Origin of the sequence: Dactylosporangium sp. CA-152071 (assembly GCF_050936335.1) — a bacterium.
Lineage (GTDB): Bacteria > Actinomycetota > Actinomycetes > Mycobacteriales > Micromonosporaceae > Dactylosporangium > Dactylosporangium maewongense.
In genome coordinates, this window is sequence record NZ_JBNJMZ010000002.1 from 422,056 (window position 1) to 437,973 (window position 15,918).

The following is a 15,918-nucleotide window of genomic DNA, read 5'->3' on the forward strand; positions in this document are numbered from 1 at the left end:
GCGTCGTGATCGGCGCTGAGCTGGGCTCTTGCGGTGTGACCGCACGTCCGCCCTGTCGGCCTGGTAGGCCATGGGTGTGCCTCCGGGGGTGGGAAGTCGGCACAGTTTAGGCCCTCGTCAACGATCGTTCACGCCGCCCCGAAGTAGCCTGTGACGCGTGACGATCCGACCGATCCGCGTGCTGGGCGATCCCGTGCTCCGCACCCCCTGCGAGACCGTGACCTCGTTCGATGCCGAGCTGCGTGCGCTCGTGCGTGACCTGCTCGACACGGTGACCGGTGAACCGGGCCGTGCCGGGGTCGCCGCGCCGCAGATCGGGGTGGGGCTGCGGGTGTTCTCGTACGCGGCGAACAAGCAGGTCGGCTACCTCGTCAACCCGACGATCACGGCGCTGGACGGGGCCCAGGACGGCGAGGAGGGCTGCCTGTCGATCCCGGGGCTGTGGTTCCCGACCCCACGGGCGATGCACGCCACCGTCGAAGGGTTCGACGAGCACGGCGAGCCGGTCACCGTGTCCGGCAGCGGCCTGCTCGCCCGGGCGCTGCAGCACGAGACCGGCCACCTCGACGGCGTCCTGTACGTCGACACGCTCAAGGGCGACGCCCGCCGGCAGGCGCTCCGCGCGGTCCGGTCACAGTTCGCGCCGCGTGTCACACGGTGATGAACTGCGGGTGGGCGTGGCGCAGGAAGTCGTGGTGCGCCACCTCCCACCCGTAGGCGCCGGTGCCGGCGAAGACGAGGACGTCGCCGGCCCGCACCGACGCGACCGCCGCGTCCCGGGCGAGGACGTCGCGCGGGTTGCACTGCTCCCCGGCGACCGTGACCGTGGCGTCCCGCACGCCGGGCCGTTCGAACGGGTAGGGCCACGCGTCGACGGGCAGCACCGTGAACGGGTGGCTGTACCCCCACGACGCCGGCAGCCGGAAGTGGTGGGTGCCGCCGCGGACGACGACGAACCACTGGCCGTGGGTGCGTTTCACGTCGACGACCTCGGTGGCGTACCAGCCGGCGGTCGCCGCGACGAACCTGCCGGGCTCCACGACGAGGGTCGCCCCGTCCGGTAGCTCCAGCCCGGCGAGCCCTGCCTTGAAGACGTCCAGGTCGAAGCGGCCGCCAGTGCCGGTCGGGGCGGCGATGTCGACGCCGAACCCGCCACCGACGTTGATGACCGGCGCCGGCACGCCCCACCTGCGGGCCGCGTCACCGGCCCAGGCGACCGCTTCCCGGATGAACGCGGCGTGCGCGGCGGCGTCCAGGTTGTTGGACACCGCGTGCAGATGGAAGCCCTGGACATTCCGGGCGATCGCGAACGCTTCCGGCAGGAGCGCCTCGTCGATGCCGAACGCCGTCGGGACGCCCGCCATCGCGTGGGTGCCCGGCAACGCCGGGTGCGTCCGGTTGACCCGCAGGCACACCTTCGCACCGCCGTACACCTGCAGCCGCCGCAACTCGTGGAGGCTCTCGACGTTCACGGTCGCGCCCGCCTCCACCGCGGCGCGCAGGTCGGCGTCGGTCTTCGCGGGTCCGCTGAAGATCGCCGGCAGCCCGGCCGCCGCGCGCAGCTCACCGCCGGAGGCGACCTCGAACGCGTCGACGTGCCCGCGCAACGCCGCGACGACGTCCTCGTTGCCGTTGGCCTTCATCGCGTACGCGATCCGGGTCCCCGCGGGCAGCGCGTCGCGGAGCGCGGCCACGTTGGCCCGCAGCTGCTCCCGGTCGTAGACGTAGACGCAGACGGGACGCCCGGCGCCGCGTATGGCGGCGGCCACGTTGGGGGGAACCACGCTTCGACTCCAGTTCACGCACCGGTAGGCTGGCCGGCGATGCAGCTCGACTCCCGCGACCCGATCGCCCTGTGGCAGTACGCGGAACGGTATCTCGGCGTCGGGACCCGGACCTACAGCCCCTACGCCGGCGACCTCGACATCTCCGACGTCCACCACCCCCAGCTCGGCGCGGAGTCCTTCCAGCTCCCGACGTTCCAGGTCCCGTCGCTGCGGACCGCGGCGTCCGGGCTGGTCGAGTCGTCGTTGCCGCGTCTGTACGAGGGTCTGCTGCCGGTCCATCCGGACGCCCTGGACGCCCCCGACCTGGTGGGCCGCGCCGAGCTGCTCGCGTCGCCGCGCGGCCCGTCGCTGACCGCGGTCCCGTCCGCGAACGCCCGCACCGTCTTCGTCACCGCCGTCGACGGCCGCCCGGTCGAGCCGCACTTCGTGAAGCTGCACTACCCGCGGCGCCTGTCCCGCTTCACCCGCCGGCTGCGCCGCCCGATCATCGAGCTGCAGCTGTGGGTGTCCGACCACCTCGTCGCCGCCGGCACCCCGGTCCTGCCGGAGGTCGCCGGCGGCTGGTTCGGCACCGGCGACGACGCCTGGGGCTATCTGCTTCGGGCGGCCCGCCCGCTCGCGCCCGCCCCGGCGTGGACGGTGCCGCTGTTCGCGCTGTACGGCCGAGACCTGCACCACCCGTCGGACCCGACCCTGCTGGAGCAGCTCGTCGTCCGCTCCGGCGAGGACCCGCTGACCTACGTCGCGTCCCGGATCGTGGCGCCGATGGTCCGGCTGTGGTCGGAGGTGGCCCGCACGACCGGCTGCCCCCTGGAGACCCACGGCCAGAACACGCTGTTCGCGTTCGACGCCGCCGGCGGCGAGACCCGCATCCTGTACCGCGACTGCGCCATCTACGTCGACGCCGCCCACCGCGCCCGCCTCGGCCTGACCGACCCGCTGCCGCCGACGAACGTCATCCCCCGCGACGTGCCGATGGCCGCGGACGAGGTGTTCAGCCTGACGTACGACAGCTTCATGGGCCACCACGCCCTGTCCTACGTCGCCGCCCTCGCGTCGTCGCTGTGGCAGGTCCCGCCGGCCGCCCTGCACGCCGCGGCCCGCGAGGCCTTCACCGCGCAGGACCTGCTCCCCCCGACGGTCTTCTACTACGACAACGTCCTGTACGACAACGGCGACTGGAAACTCGTCGACACCGGCCAGCACCCCGACTGGCGCTGATCACCGCGGCAACGGCCCGCCGCCGAGCCCTTGCACGCTGCCGCGGAGCGTGTCGTGCCGCCCGGCCGGATCGGGCACCTCGGTGACCAGGCACAGCTCGTTCTCCCGGGAGAGCCAGGCGACCCGCAGGTCGGCGCGCTGCCGGAGGTCGGGCAGACCGAGGTACGCGGCGGCGACCTCCCGGCAGTCCGCGTCGGTGTCGTCACCGGGGGCGACGGTGCCGACGAACTCCGCGGCGTGGCTCTGCGTGCACTCGCCGAACAGGTACTCCTGCTCCTCCTCGTCCCCGTCTGTGCCTGTGCCTGTGTCGGTGACGAGGCAGGTGATGGCCAGCCGCCGGTCGCCCCGCATGCCGTCCTTCATGCTGCGGGTGCTGCCGACGGGACGCCCGCCGGTGCCGGCGGTCTCCGCGACCGCGCACAGCAGCCGCCCGCGCACAGGGTCTTTGTCGCGCAGGAGCCCGTAGATGGTGCGCGACTGCTCCCACGGCCCACCGAGGAAGGACTCAGCCTCCTCCCGGCAGCGCTCCTCGGCGCCGGCCTCGGTCAGGATCGCGATCGCCTCGTAGTCGTGCGGCTCGTCACAACCGACCGCCTGCACCGCTCCCGTGTCAGGCAGGATCCCCGCGGTGACAGGCGCGGTGTAGCACCCGAGCCCGCCCTCACCACCCGTCTCCCGCCACCACAGGAACACCGCGCCGGCAACGGCCAGCACCAGTACCACCACCAGAGTCTTCGTCCGCACGCAGCGGGACGGTAGCGCCCCACCCTCCCACGACCAAGCGCATTTCGACCCCGGTCGTCGGATGCGGCGGGCCGGGGTCAGCGCAGTGGGTTGGGGATGTGGCACCACAGGTCGTGGAGGGGGTCGTCGGCGAGGCGCATCGCGGTGGTGGCTTTCAGGGGCCAGGTGTCGGCGAAGCACGCCTTGCGGTCGTCGGGGTCGGTGACGGTGGCGTGGAGGGTCGCGGCGACGGTGTCCCAGGCGGCGGTGGCGTGTTCGGCGCCGAGGGCGTGGACGAGCTCGGTGAGGACGGTGGACAGGGCGGCGGCGAAGAGCTTGGTGCGCAGCTCGTCCTCGTCGCCGGTGGGCAGGGCGCCGATGAGTGGGGGCATGGGGAGGGCGGCGCGGTTGAGGCGGGGCTGGTGGACGTGGAGGCCGCCGAGGTCGCGATACCAGATGGTGGTGGGGCGGCCGTCGCGGAGCTCGACGAGGGTGTTCTGGCCGTGGGCCTCGAGGGCGACGCCGTCGCGGAGCAGGGCGAAGAGCGGTGGCAGCATCAGCCGGACCAGGTGGCCGAAGAAGGTGGGGGTGAGCAGGTCGGGGCGGTGCGGCAGGACGGCGAGGGGCACGACGAACGCGTCGGGTGGTGGGGCCTGACGCCAGACGGCGCCGAGCGCGCGCTGGGGGTCGCCGTGGTCGTCGAGGACGGTCGCGGTGGCGGTCTCGCGCAGCACCCGCAGGCCGGTGGTGCGGGCGGCGAGGGTGGCGACGAGGTCGGATGCCAGGGGCCCGTTGTGGACGGCGGCCGCGGACAGGGTCCGCACGGCGCTGGTCATCTGGACCTCGACCGCGGTCTTGAGGTGCTCGCCGGGGGTGTCGTGCGGGGCGAGGGTCCGCAGCGACATGAGGGGTGCGGCGGGCAGGTCGCGGCCGGTGTCGCGGACGAGGCCGGTGGCGAGCGCCCGGTCGAGCTGCCATGGGTGCACGGGCAGCAGCGGCGGGCGGGGAACGCCGTTGGTGTGCCACCTGGCGGGGTCGACCTCGACGATGCGGAGCCGGACGGTCGGGTGGTGCTCGGGCGCGTACGCGAGCACGTCGGCGGTGCTCATACCGATCCTGGTGCGGCAGCACGGGTGCAGCGGGTGCCCGTCGACGACGGACTGCTCCAGCGAGACGAGGTCGCGTGCCGCGCCCTGCGCCGGGGCGGTGACCAGGGCCAGGGCGAGGTTGGCGACGCTGTTGTCGAGCTCGCGGGCGAGCCGGTCGGCGTGGCCTGCCGGGCGCAGCGCCTCGAGGAGGCGTGCGGGGTGGGTGTACGCGACGCCGCCGGCGATCACTTCGGCGGGCGCGGCGTCGTACAGGTGCCGCGGCGGCGACGAGCCCAGCTGCCGCGGGTCGACGATGCCTTCCCGCCACAGGGCGCCCCACAGCCGTCGCAGCACACCGGCCCGTGCCGCCGGCAGCATCCGCAGGTAGGGCTCGACCAGGTCCGGCCGGATTTCGCGCAGTACGCGCAGCGTCGTCGTCTCGTCGGGTGCCACCAGCGCTTCCACCCTCAAATCCTAGCATCCTAGGACGCCTTAGGCGACGTGCCTGACGGCACGCCTTTCAAACCCCTGTCTCCGACAGGGGGAGCGGGGCGGAAGTGGCGGTTGGGAGTCGCGTCGTCCGATCGGTCGGACTTGTCGCGGCGGTCATCGGGCTGCCCGTTCACCTGCGGTGATGCTGTCATGTACAGGAGGATCAAGCGTGGAGCACGGACGCTTCGGGAGGCACCACATGGAGATTCGACAGTTGTCGTCGGCCACGCACGCCGCTGTGCCGGTCAAGGCGACGAACACACCCGCGGTCGAGCCGGTCGCGCCGCCCCCTAAAGGTGGGTTGCCGGCGTCGCAACAGGTGTTGAGTCAGCTGACGCCGGGTGATCGTGCGGCGATCTCGGGGTTGACGGGGTATCACCTGTCGCCGACGGGTGCGGTGACGAACGTCGGTGGGATGCCGCCGTGGTCGTTCATCATGGCGTTCGCGGCGTCGCGGACGGCGGTGCAGCCGGTGGAGGACGCGGAGCCGGCGAAGGACGTGAACCGCGTCGAGCACGTCGACGTGACGGTGTAAGAAATTTGGCGTGAACGCCGGCGTCGGGAGCGCCGTGGTGCCGGGTGTAGGTGACCTGGTGCGACGGTAGGAGCTGGCGATGTCGGGTGTTCGTGGTGGCGTGGTCGCGACGACGGTGCGGTTGCAGGCGCAGTGGGTGGCGCAGGCGGTCGGCGGTCGCGAGCGGGTCACGATGCGGTGGGCTGCGCAGCGCGTCCGTCGCCGGGGTGTCCGCCCCGCTTGAGACGTGCGCCGCCGGCCAGTGTTGACCGGCGGCGCTTCTTCGTGTCCGGGTGGGTGCGCTGGCACGCCGACGGCCCGCGCACCCGGATCCAGCTTAGGGTTCTGGGTATGACTCAGGAGCCGGTTGTGTTGTGGCGGGGTGTCGCGGTCGCGTTGGTGACGCTGTTCGCGGAGGACGGTTCGGTGGATGTCGCCGGCACCGCGGCGCATGCGGAGCGGTTGGTGGCTGCGGGTGTACGAGCTGTGCTGGTCGCTGGTTCGACGGGTGAGGCGGACGCGCTCAGTGATGGTGAGCGGGTGGCGTTGGTGTCGGCGGTGCGTCGGGCGTGTCCGGGGGTGCCGGTGGTGGCGGGTGCGAGTGGTGCGTGGGCGGGTCCGGCGGCGGAGTTGACGGCGGCGTCGGTGGCGGTGGGTGCGGATGCGGTGCTGGTGGCGCCGCCGCGGCGGGCTGGGGATCTGCGGGCGTTCTTCGAGCGGGTGGTCGCGGCGGCGGACCGTCGGCCGGTGCTGGCGTATCACTTCCCGGGGGTGGCGGGTGGTGCGGTGCCGTTGGAGGTGTTGCCGTCGTTGCCGGTGGCGGGGTTGAAGGATTCGACGGGGGATCCGGAGCGGTTGCTGCGGTTGTTGTCGGAGTGGGACGGGGCGGTGTATGTGGGTTCGTCGGCGTTGGTGTCGACGGCGGGGATGTTGGGTGCGGCGGGTGCGATTCTGGCGGTGGCGAATGTGGCGCCGGAGGATTGTGTGGCGGCGTGGGAGGGTGACGCCGCGGCGCAGTTGCGGTTGACGGCGGCGCATGTGGCGGCGAAGTCGGAGTTTCCGCATGGTTTGAAGCGTTTGGTGGCGGATCGCTTCGGGACGTCGGTGGCGGCGCGGATGGGTTGATGCGGGTTACGGTCGGGTTTCCGGCTGTAAGAAGGCGTCGCGGCGTGTTGACGGTGGGTGGCCGGCGTTTTTCCATGGGTGTATGGCTATTGATGCAGTGCTGACAGCGTCGTCGGTGCGGTCTGGGTTGGTCCCGTCGCTGCTGGCGGTGATCGACCGGCGGGACTGGGCCGGTCTGGTGGATCTGGTGACGGATGATGTGGTGTACCACCGGCCGGGGTGTCCTCCGATCGAGGGTGTGTCGGCGTTCGTGGAGTTCTATGAGCGGCGGTGCATCGTGATGTCGGGCCGGCATGCGGTGCAGCGGTGTGTGGAGCTGCCGGACCAGGCGTTCTGCTGGGGCCGTTTCGAGGGTATGTCGCACGCTGGTGTGCCGTTGGTGGAGACGTTCGCGGACTGGTTCGAGCTGCGTGACGGCCGGATCAGCGGCCGTCGCACGTTCTTCTACCGTCCGGCGATCTGAGCTGCTGGTTGCCGGGGCCGGCCGGCCCCGGCAACGTCGGTCGTGGACCGGTTCGGTGTGATTCGGGTGGCGGTCCGGTCCGCTGGGTTGCGATCCTGCGTGCGTGACTGATGACGCGGTGCTGGGTCGGGCCCGGTGGGTGTGGGCCGCCTTGGCCGGTGCGCCGGTGACGTTCACGTCGTCGGGGCTGGATGTGGCGGTGTCCGCGGCGTCGTCGCTGTGCCCGCCGGGCTGGGTGGGTGTCGTCGCGCTGGGCGGTGCGGCGGTCGCGACCGCTCCTGATGAGGGCGCGGCGGATCTGGTGCGGCGTGCGTTGGATGGCCTGCCGGTGCCGGCGATGACCGACCCGGTGGCAGTGTCGGGCAGGCTGCCGGTCGGTGCGGTGCTGGGCCCGGCGACGTTGGCGTTCTGCGACGCGGCCCGGTTCCGCCCCGCTGGCGCCGGGTCCGGCGCGGTGGTGGCGGTCGGTGCGGGTGACGCGGGCGTGTGCGGGTTGCTGGGCCGGGTGCCGGCCGCGGACGCCGGCGAGGCGGGCCTGGACGAGATCACGTCACCGGCGTACGTGGTCCGCGCCGGCGACGACGTCGTCGCGGCCGCCGGTTACCGGGTGTGGGAGGGCGCTGTCGCGCACGTGAGTGTGCTGACGGCCCCAGCTGAGCGCGGCCGGGGCCTGGCGCGTCTGGTGGCTGGCGCGGCGGTCGCCGGGGCGCTGGATGCGGGTCTGCTGCCGCAGTGGCGGGCCCGTCCGGTGCCGTCCCGCCGGGTGGCACGAGCGCTCGGCTTCGTGGAGCTGGGTTCCCAGCTGAGCATCCGCCTCGCACGCTAGCGGGGTGGCGGGTTCGGCTGCACGCCGGCGTGGCGTCGGCGGTGTTCACGGGCACTGTTCAGGCGTCGGGCACCGGTGCTGGTGACGCAGCTGTCGACCACCGGCGTCCGGGTGCTGCGACGGAACCTGGCGGCTGGGTCCTGCCCGGGCGTGGTGGTGCGGCGGTTCCTGGGGATCTGCTGGCGGGCACAGTGCTGCGTGGGTGGGGAGCGGGTCGTCGGGTGTGGTGTTCCTGCTGGGCCGGTGACGCCGGGCGGCGCCGGGTCGAGGTCGAGGAACTCGCGCAGGCGCAGGCAGAGGTGGCGGACGGCGCTGTTCGTCGGTGGTCGGGTGGCCGCCGATGGTTTCCTCAGGATCAGTGCCGAAAGGTCAGCGGGCCGGCGGTCGTGGCGTCCGGCCATCCACCGCGGGAACGCCGGGAGCTGGCCGGGCCCCGGTGCGAGGGCGAACCGGTGATGAGTGCGCATGCCCGGTCGTACGTCGGCAGCCCGACATCCATGCCGGGCCGACGCTCGACCGCCCCGCCTCGGCCGGAAGCAGCTGGAGCGCCGCGCCGCACCGCACCGCCCAGTGGCGTCAGGAGGCGGCGAGGTCGCGGCGGAGGGCGTCGGCGGTGTGGGAGCCGGTGGCGTGGGTGAGTTGTTCGGGGGTGCCTTCGAAGATGACCATGCCGCCGCGGTGGCCGGCGTCGGGGCCGAGGTCGATGACCCAGTCGGCGCTTTTGATGACGTCGAGGTGGTGTTCGATGACGATGACGGTGTTGCCGTGGTCGACGAGGTGGTCCATGAGGTTGAGCAGGTGGGTGATGTCGGACATGTGCAGGCCGGTGGTTGGTTCGTCCATGACGTAGGTGGTGTTGGCGGTGTTGAGGTGGGTGGCGAGTTTGAGGCGTTGGCATTCGCCGCCGGAGAGGGTGTTGAGGGGTTGGCCGAGGGTGAGGTAGTCGAGGCCGACGTCGGTGAGTGCGTGCAGGGTGGGTTGGATGGTGTGTTCGGTGAGGAAGTCGGTGGCTTGTTCGACGGTCATGGCGAGGACGTCGGCGATGGTTTTGCCGCGGAGCCGGTGGTGGAGGGTTTCGGGGCGGAACCGGTGTCCGTGGCAGTCGGTGCAGGTGGTTTTGAGGGTTTCGAGGAAGGCGAGGGTGGTGTGGGTGGTGCCGGTGCCGTGGCAGGTGGGGCAGGCGCCTTTGGAGTTGGGGCTGAAGAGGGCGGCGGGTGCGCCGGTGGCGTGGGCGAACAGGGTCCGGAGGGGGTCCATGATGCGGGTGTAGGTGGCGGGGGTGGACCGGGTTGACGTGGCGGGTGCGGTCTGGTCGATGACGGTGGCCGCTGGGTGTTGGGCGAGGAGGTCGCTGGTGATGAGGGTGGTTTTGCCGGAGCCGGCGATGCCGGTGATGGCGGTGAGGACGCCGGTGGGGATGTCGACGGTGACGTGTTTGAGGTTGTTGGTGTGGGCGTCGGTGATGGTGAGGGTGCCGGTGGGGGTGCGGGGGTTGGTGTTGAGGGCGAGCCGGTGGCGGAGGTGCCGGCCGGTGAGGGTGCGGGCGTATGGGAGGGCTTCGAGGGTGCCCTGGTAGACGATGCGGCCGCCGTGGGTGCCGGCTTCGGGGCCGAGGTCGATGATGTGGTCGGCGGTTTCGATGACGTCGCGGTCGTGTTCGACGACGAGGACGGTGTTGCCTTTGTCGCGGAGTCTGCGGAGCAGTTCGAGGAGGCGGGTGATGTCGTGGGCGTGGAGGCCGATGCTGGGTTCGTCGAGGATGTAGAGCATGTCGACGAGGCTGCTGCCGAGGTGGCGGACGAGTTTGACGCGTTGGGACTCGCCGCCGGAGAGGGTGCTGGTCTGGCGGTCGAGGGTGAGGTGGCCGAGGCCGATGTCGATGAGGTGGTCGAGGCGGTCGCGGACGGCGGTGATGTGGTGGGTGTTGGTGTCGTCGGTGAGGAGGCGGAGGACGGCGTCGAGTTCGGTGGTTTCCATGGCGGTGAGGTCGGCGATGGTGTAGCCGTTGATGCGGCTGGCGCGGGCGGTGTCGTTGAGGCGGGTGTGGTGGCAGGTGGGGCAGCCGAGGCCGTGGCAGGTGGGGCACATGCCTTGGGGGTCGTTGAAGGAGAGGCTGCGGGCGTTGGCGGGTCGGGGGTGGGCGTGGGTGGCGTAGAGGTGGCGGAGGGTGGGGTTGATGTCGGTGGCGGTGCCGACGGTGGAGCGGGCGGTGCCGCCGAGGCGTTTCTGGTCGACGATGACGGCGGGTGACAGGTTGTGGATGGCGTCGACGTCGGGTCGGTCGTATCGGGGGGTGCGGGTGCGGGCGAAGGCGGTGAAGGTTTCGTTGAGCTGGCGTTGGGCTTCGGCGGCGATGGTGTCGAAGACGAGGGAGGTTTTGCCGGAGCCGGAGACGCCGGTGAAGACGGTGATGGCGTGTTTGGGGATGTCGACGGTGATGTCGCGGAGGTTGTTCTGTCTGGCGCCGACGATGGTGATGCGGGACACGAGGGTCAGGTTATCCGCGGGGTGCGACAGTTTCGGTGAGGCGCCGTTCGAGTGGTGTGCGGAATTTGGGTGTGACGCGGATGTCGCCGATCCAGTCGGTGAGCCGGTCGGCGGTTTCGCGTACACCGGTGGCGTCGACTGACTCGAGGAGTTCGGTGGCGATGTGGCCGGTGGGGGTTTGGGCCCAGCCGCCGACGACGCGGCCGTTGATCCAGATGGTGGGGCCGGGGTTGCCGGTGCGGTCGAAGAGGGCGGGTGCGTGGGGGCCGAGGTAGAAGTCGCGGCTGGTCCAGCCCATCATGGTGGGGTCGAGGGCGGGTAGGAGCGCGATCCACCGGTCGGGTTCGGGGACGGGGTCGGTGTCGTCGGCGAGGACGATGCCGGTGTCGCCGTTGTCGAGGGTGACGGTGGTGGTGTCGAGGGCGGCGACGGCGGCGCGGGTGTGGGTCATGGTCCAGCCGGTCCACCATTTGAGGTCGTTGATGGTGCCTGGGCCGTAGCGGGCGAGCCACTGCCGGGCGAGTTCGGTGCGGGCGGTGGCGGGGTCGAGGGTGTCGTAGGTCGGGGTCCAGTTGGTGTGGGTGTGCCAGGTGTACTGGGTGCTGGTCCAGGTGCCGCTGGGGCGGCCGCGGATGATGCGGCCCTGTGCGGCGAGGAGGAGCAGGACGCGGCTGGTGATGTACTGGTTGCCTTGCGGGAAGTGCAGGACGGTGCGGAGGCGGGGTTCGTCGGCGGCGAGTTGTGCGGCGGTGGCGGTGCCGCCGCGGGCGACGAGCGCGTCGTAGGTGGCGGTCTCGACCTCGGTGAGGAAGGTGGCGTCGCCGCCGAGGTGTTTGATGAGGAGCCGGCGTTGTTCGGCGGCGATGGTGAGGGACGCGGCGGCGTGGACGACGGGTGCGGTGGTGGTGGGGACGACGTACATGGTGCGGCGCATGCCGAGCATCCGTAGGAGGGTCCGCTGCTCGTAGAGGGCGTTGTCGAGCAGCGGTGCGTCGGGGATGCGGGCGGCGACGGAGAGGTGGACGGTCGCGGCGTCGGTGGCGTGGAGCGTGACGAGGTCGGTGGCGGCGGCGACGGGGTCGGTGGCGGTGAACCCGTGCCGCCAGTAGAGGCGGGCGCGGCGTTGGGCGTCTGGGATGTGCGGGACGGTCACCGGGTCGACGATAGTCAGCGGCGCATCGAGTCGACGTAGAGCGTGATGAGGACGAGCACGACGACGGCCGTGCCGAGGATGACCCAGAGTCCGACCCCCATGGATGTGACGGTACCGAGGTCGGCCCCGGCGGGGCGTCGCACGCACGAGTGACATAGGGTCCGAGCCGATGTCCACCGCATTCGTTCTCGCGCATACCAGCCTGGCCCCGGTTCCGCTCGTGCCGGAGGTCCGGTTGCGGTTGGCGGATGAGGCGATCGAGCTGTGGCAGTACACGGAGAAGTTCGCGGGTGGGGTGCAGCTGCCGCCGCCGTTCTGGGCGTTCGCGTGGGCGGGTGGTCAGGCGCTCGCCCGGTACATTCTGGACAACCCGGGCCTGGTTGCTGGGAAGCGGGTGCTGGATGTGGCGGCGGGGTCGGGGCTGGTGGCGATCGCTGCGGTGAAGGCCGGCGCGGCGCACGTGACGGCGGTGGAGATCGATCCTCTGGCGGTGACGGCGATGGCGGTGAACGCGGCCGCGAACGACGTGACGGTCGACGCGCGGCTGGAGGACGTGTTGCCGGGTGACGGCGGCGACGCCGACGTGGTCCTCGCCGGGGACGTGTTCTACAGCCGGGAGATGACCGGTCAGGTCCTCGACTTCCTGCGGCGGGTGACGAAGCGGGGCGCGGGGTGTCTGGTCGGGGATCCGGGGCGGGCGTATCTGCCGAAGGAGCATCTGGAGCTGGTCGCGGTGTATGACGTGCCGGTGCCGCAGACGTTGGAGGACACGCCGGTGAAACGGACGACGGTGTGGCGGCCGACCCTGTAAAGCCCGTCCAGCCTGTACGGCCCGTGCAGGGGGAGCTGGAGCGGGCGTCGGGGGATTTCACCGAGGCGTGGCTGGCGAACCGGCGGTTGTCGGCGCACACGCGGGCGGCGTACCGGCGGGATGTGCACCAGTTCCTCGGTTGGTGCGCGGGCCGTGACCTGGATCCGTTGCGGGTGTCGTTTCTGCAGGTGAACGCGTATGCGCGGGATCTGGAGTCGACGGTGGACGTCAGGTCGGGGAAGGTGCTGGCGCCGGCGAGTGTGGCGCGGAAGCTGTCGGCGTTGTCGAGCTGGTACGGGTTTCTGCTGCGGTTGCAGGCGGTGGCGGTGAACCCGGTCGGGGGTGCGGACCGGCCGCGGATCGATCGGGACACGTCTTCGACGGTGGGGTTGACGGCTGGTGAGGTCGACGCGATTTTGGCCGCGGCGGCGCGGCAGACGGGGGTGACGGCGGCGCGGGATCTGGCGATCTTGGCGTTGCTGGCGGATCTGGGGTTGCGGGTCGGTGAGGTCGTCGCCCTGGATCATGCGGATCTCGGGGTGGAGCGTGGTCACCGGACGGTCCGGTTCGTCGGGAAGGGTGGTAAGCCGCGGCGGCGGGCGCTGACGGCGGCGGTGACGGCTGCTCTTGATGGTTATGTCGGCGTCGGTACCGGCGGTGACGGGCCGCTGTTCACGACGGCGACGGGGGCGCGGGTGGATCGGCACGCGGTGTTCCGGCTGGTGCGGCGGTTGGCGCGGGAGGCTGGGGTGCCGGCGTGGGAGCGGTTGTCGCCGCATTCGCTGCGGCACGCGTTCGCGACCGCGGCCCGGGACGAGGGTGTCCCCTTGGAGGATGTGCAGGACGCGATGGGGCACGCGGATCCGCGGACGACGCGCCGGTATGACCGGGACCGGCACAACCTGGACCGGGATCCGGCGTACACGATCGCGGCGGCGCGGGCCCGTCGCGGGGACGGGGGCGGTTCGTGAGGATCAGGGCGGCGACGGACGGCGACGTGGACGGGATCGCGCGGTTGCACGCGGACAGTTGGCGGCGGCATTACCGGGGTGCGTACAGTGACGCGTTCCTGGACGGTGACGTGGTCGCGGACCGGTTGGTGGTGTGGCGGGACCGGTTCGAGGAGCGGGCGGGAACGGTCACGTTCGTAGCTGAAGACGGTGGGCTGGTCGGGTTCGCGCACGTGAAGCTGGACGACGACGTGGAGTGGGGCAGTCTCGTCGATAACCTGCACGTCGTGGACGGCCGCCGGCACGGTGGTGTCGGCACGCGGCTGCTGCGGGCCGCGGCCGGTGCCGTCGTCGACCGGGCGGTGTCGTCGCGGCTGTACCTGTGGGTCCTGGCGCAGAACACGGCGGCGCAGCGGTTCTACGCGGCGCGTGGCGGGGTCCACGCGGGGACGGTGGACGTGACGGCGGCGGGTGGGGTGCCGGGCCGGTTGCAGGGCACGCCACGCAAGCACCGGATCGTCTGGGCGGACGCCCAGATCAGCTAGATGAGCTGGTCGAAGTGGGTGTGGAGGTCGGCTGACACGTCGGCGTCGCCGAGGCGGCGCAGCGTCCACAGCGACGCGAGCAGTGCAGGCCGGTCGTCGCCGCGGTCGGCGGCCCAGGCGGCGTGTTCGAGCAGCAGCGCGGCGGTGAGGGTGGTGCCGAGCCGCAGCGCCAGTTCCCGCGCTCCGGCGACGACCCGGTCGCTGCGGGGGTCGGCGGCGGCGGTTCCGACGTCGGCGGCGAGGCGGCGGGTGGCGGCGATGACGGCGTCGGCGGTGCCGGGGAGGATGCCGGGGAGCCGGTGCACGGCGGCGTCGGCGGCGGTCTCGGCGCGGTGCAGCAGTGGCCGGGCGCCGTCGCCGGTGGTGAGGGCGCGGAGGACGTCGACGGACAGGACGTTGGTGGTGCCTTCCCAGATCGGCAGGACCTGCGCGTCGCGGAGCAGTCTGGGGATGCCGGTGTCCTCGACGTAGCCGGCGCCGCCGAACGCTTCGAGGTATTCGCTGGCGGAGGCGACGGCGAGCCGGCCGGTGAGCAGTTTCGCGAGGGGCGCGACGAGCCGCAGCTCGTCCGCTGCGGCGCTCGCAGGGCCGTCCGGGCTGCCGGTGGTGGCGGTGCCGAGGAGGGCGAACGCGTGGGCGGCGAGGGCGTAGGCGCCGGCGGCGTCGACGGCGAGCCCGCCGAGGGTGGCGCGGTGCAGCGGGTTCCCGGCGAGGGTCCCGCCGGCGACCTGCCGGTTCGCGGCGTGGCTGAGGGCGTATTCGAGGCCGCGGCGCATCCCGCCGGCGGCGGCCGCGGCGTTGTGGAGGCGGGTGACGACGACGAGGGTCATCATGCGGGCCAGGCCGGGGACGGTGGGGTCGCCGACGGGGGTCGCGGGGACGTCGTCGAGGCGGACCTCGCCGGTGGGGACGGCGCGGGTGCCGAGCTTGTCCTTGAGCCGCAGGACCTGCAGCCCGTCGGCGGGCAGGGCGGTGCCGGGGGTGTAGCGGGGGACGAGGAACGGTGCGAGGTTCCGGCTGCCGGGTCCGGCGCCTTCGGGGCGGGCGAGGGCGATCGCCATGTCGGCGTCGATCGCGGAGCAGAACCATTTGTCGCCGGTGAGGACCCACCGGCCGTCGGGGAGCCGGCGGGCGGTGGTGGTGGACCGGGCGATGTCGGAGCCGCCCTGTGACTCGGTCATCCACTGGCCGCTGGTGACGGCGTGGTCGGGGTCGGTGCTGGTGAGGCGGGCCAGCCACGGTGAGGTGGGGTCGGTCGCGGTGAGGAGGGCGGCGGCGCCGTCGGCCATCGCGACCGGGCAGGAGAATGTCGCGGACTCCGGCCCCCACAGGTGCAGCAGCGCGTGCTGCACGACGCGGGTGCCGGCGCCCCACGTGGTGCGGGCGTCGCTGGTGTAGGGCAGGGCGACGACCGCGTGCCGGGCGGCGGACGCGCGGAGCGTCTGCCAGCCGGTGGCGGTGTCGACGCGGTCGATGCGGGCGCCCCACGCGTCGAACCGGGTCAGGGTCGGCGGGTGGGTTTCGGCGTCGTGGTGGGCGGCGCGGAGCGGGCCGAGGACGTCGGCGGACACGGCGGCGAGGCGGGCCTTGGCGGCGGCGTGCCCGTCCGGGCCGAGGAGCCGGTCCAGCCAGCCTTGCAGCTGCCAGTCGCTGGTGTACGGGTCCCGCAACGCCGGCCGGGTCTGCACGAAACGCGTCATACCCCGAAGGTTACCGTCCGGTAATCGTCGGGG

The 15,918-nt window shown here is 72.3% G+C and carries 17 protein-coding genes; 9 read left to right on the top strand and 8 right to left on the bottom strand.

The window, feature by feature from the left end:
- Positions 1-157 precede the first annotated feature (157 nt).
- Entirely contained in the window at positions 158-661 is a 504-nt protein-coding gene (locus tag ACQEVZ_RS42025) for a peptide deformylase (RefSeq protein ID WP_354890589.1), read from the top strand.
- On the opposite strand, the gene ACQEVZ_RS42030 is transcribed toward ACQEVZ_RS42025, so the two are convergent.
- Positions 651-1,784 (bottom strand): type III PLP-dependent enzyme, encoded by a 1,134-nt coding sequence (locus ACQEVZ_RS42030; RefSeq protein ID WP_433378181.1) that lies wholly within the window; start codon positions 1,782-1,784, stop codon positions 651-653. The genes ACQEVZ_RS42025 and ACQEVZ_RS42030 overlap by 11 nt on opposite strands.
- Positions 1,785-1,823: 39 nt before the next feature.
- On the opposite strand from ACQEVZ_RS42030, the gene ACQEVZ_RS42035 reads away from it, so the two are divergent.
- Positions 1,824-3,008 carry an IucA/IucC family C-terminal-domain containing protein gene (locus ACQEVZ_RS42035; protein WP_433378184.1) on the top strand — a complete coding sequence of 395 codons (1,185 nt, stop codon included), beginning with the start codon at positions 1,824-1,826 and terminating at the stop codon, positions 3,006-3,008.
- Here the strand turns inward: ACQEVZ_RS42035 and ACQEVZ_RS42040 are convergent, their stop codons facing one another.
- Positions 3,009-3,752, bottom strand: coding sequence for a septum formation family protein (locus ACQEVZ_RS42040; RefSeq protein ID WP_433378187.1), 744 nt, complete (start codon positions 3,750-3,752; stop codon positions 3,009-3,011). It abuts the gene before it with no gap.
- 77 nt (positions 3,753-3,829) lie between these two features.
- Positions 3,830-5,284: an IucA/IucC family protein gene (locus ACQEVZ_RS42045; protein ID WP_433378190.1), complete on the bottom strand. Its 1,455-nt coding sequence runs from the start codon at positions 5,282-5,284 to the stop codon at positions 3,830-3,832.
- A gap of 226 nt (positions 5,285-5,510) precedes the next feature.
- Here ACQEVZ_RS42045 and ACQEVZ_RS42050 point away from each other — a divergent pair, with 226 nt between their 5' ends.
- From ACQEVZ_RS42050 to ACQEVZ_RS42065, 4 genes are all read left to right on the top strand, one after another.
- On the top strand, positions 5,511-5,846 hold the full coding sequence (locus tag ACQEVZ_RS42050; protein WP_433378193.1) for a hypothetical protein: 336 nt from the start codon (positions 5,511-5,513) through the stop codon (positions 5,844-5,846).
- A 330-nt stretch (positions 5,847-6,176) separates the two neighbouring features.
- Positions 6,177-6,950, top strand: coding sequence for a dihydrodipicolinate synthase family protein (locus ACQEVZ_RS42055; protein ID WP_360560733.1), 774 nt, complete (start codon positions 6,177-6,179; stop codon positions 6,948-6,950).
- A 115-nt stretch (positions 6,951-7,065) separates the two neighbouring features.
- Complete coding sequence (locus ACQEVZ_RS42060; RefSeq protein ID WP_360560734.1) at positions 7,066-7,413, top strand: nuclear transport factor 2 family protein; 348 nt, start codon at positions 7,066-7,068, stop codon at positions 7,411-7,413.
- A 103-nt stretch (positions 7,414-7,516) separates the two neighbouring features.
- Positions 7,517-8,239, top strand: a complete 723-nt coding sequence (locus ACQEVZ_RS42065; RefSeq protein ID WP_433378197.1) for a GNAT family N-acetyltransferase — start codon at positions 7,517-7,519, stop codon at positions 8,237-8,239.
- Here the strand turns inward: ACQEVZ_RS42065 and ACQEVZ_RS42070 are convergent.
- From ACQEVZ_RS42070 to ACQEVZ_RS42085, 4 genes are all read right to left on the bottom strand, one after another.
- A complete protein-coding gene (locus ACQEVZ_RS42070; RefSeq protein WP_433378200.1) occupies positions 8,236-8,706 on the bottom strand; it encodes a hypothetical protein in 471 nt (156 codons plus the stop codon). The genes ACQEVZ_RS42065 and ACQEVZ_RS42070 overlap by 4 nt on opposite strands.
- Before the next feature lie 109 nt (positions 8,707-8,815).
- Positions 8,816-10,726 (bottom strand): ATP-binding cassette domain-containing protein, encoded by a 1,911-nt coding sequence (locus ACQEVZ_RS42075; protein ID WP_433378203.1) that lies wholly within the window; start codon positions 10,724-10,726, stop codon positions 8,816-8,818.
- A gap of 10 nt (positions 10,727-10,736) precedes the next feature.
- The gene (locus ACQEVZ_RS42080; protein WP_433378206.1) at positions 10,737-11,879 is read right to left on the bottom strand and encodes a winged helix DNA-binding domain-containing protein; all 1,143 of its coding nucleotides are present in this window, start codon (positions 11,877-11,879) and stop codon (positions 10,737-10,739) included.
- A gap of 14 nt (positions 11,880-11,893) precedes the next feature.
- Entirely contained in the window at positions 11,894-12,022 is a 129-nt protein-coding gene (locus ACQEVZ_RS42085) for a hypothetical protein (RefSeq protein ID WP_344504842.1), read from the bottom strand.
- A 26-nt stretch (positions 12,023-12,048) separates the two neighbouring features.
- On the opposite strand from ACQEVZ_RS42085, the gene ACQEVZ_RS42090 reads away from it, so the two are divergent.
- Genes ACQEVZ_RS42090 through ACQEVZ_RS42100 form a run of 3 tightly spaced genes read left to right on the top strand, consistent with a single transcriptional unit; the run spans position 12,049 to position 14,185 of the window.
- Positions 12,049-12,690, top strand: a complete 642-nt coding sequence (locus ACQEVZ_RS42090; RefSeq protein ID WP_344504843.1) for a class I SAM-dependent methyltransferase — start codon at positions 12,049-12,051, stop codon at positions 12,688-12,690.
- A gap of 23 nt (positions 12,691-12,713) precedes the next feature.
- Positions 12,714-13,661, top strand: a complete 948-nt coding sequence (locus ACQEVZ_RS42095; RefSeq protein WP_433378209.1) for a tyrosine-type recombinase/integrase — start codon at positions 12,714-12,716, stop codon at positions 13,659-13,661.
- A complete protein-coding gene (locus ACQEVZ_RS42100; protein ID WP_344504844.1) occupies positions 13,658-14,185 on the top strand; it encodes a GNAT family N-acetyltransferase in 528 nt (175 codons plus the stop codon). The genes ACQEVZ_RS42095 and ACQEVZ_RS42100 overlap by 4 nt, the downstream gene beginning before the upstream one ends.
- Here the strand turns inward: ACQEVZ_RS42100 and ACQEVZ_RS42105 are convergent.
- Entirely contained in the window at positions 14,182-15,885 is a 1,704-nt protein-coding gene (locus ACQEVZ_RS42105; RefSeq protein WP_433378212.1) for an acyl-CoA dehydrogenase family protein, read from the bottom strand. The two genes, ACQEVZ_RS42100 and ACQEVZ_RS42105, sit on opposite strands and share 4 nt — an antisense overlap.
- Positions 15,886-15,918 lie beyond the last annotated feature (33 nt).

What these genes read in the sequence shown, in the direction of transcription:
- ACQEVZ_RS42035 (WP_433378184.1), top strand. Translation starts at nt 1,824, where the DNA reads ATGCAGCTCGACTCCCGCGACCCGATCGCCCTGTGGCAGTACGCGGAA.
- ACQEVZ_RS42050 (WP_433378193.1), top strand. Translation starts at nt 5,511, where the DNA reads ATGGAGATTCGACAGTTGTCGTCGGCCACGCACGCCGCTGTGCCGGTC.
- ACQEVZ_RS42055 (WP_360560733.1), top strand. Translation starts at nt 6,177, where the DNA reads ATGACTCAGGAGCCGGTTGTGTTGTGGCGGGGTGTCGCGGTCGCGTTG.
- ACQEVZ_RS42070 (WP_433378200.1), bottom strand. Translation starts at nt 8,706, where the DNA reads ATGCGCACTCATCACCGGTTCGCCCTCGCACCGGGGCCCGGCCAGCTC.
- ACQEVZ_RS42090 (WP_344504843.1), top strand. Translation starts at nt 12,049, where the DNA reads ATGTCCACCGCATTCGTTCTCGCGCATACCAGCCTGGCCCCGGTTCCG.
- ACQEVZ_RS42105 (WP_433378212.1), bottom strand. Translation starts at nt 15,885, where the DNA reads ATGACGCGTTTCGTGCAGACCCGGCCGGCGTTGCGGGACCCGTACACC.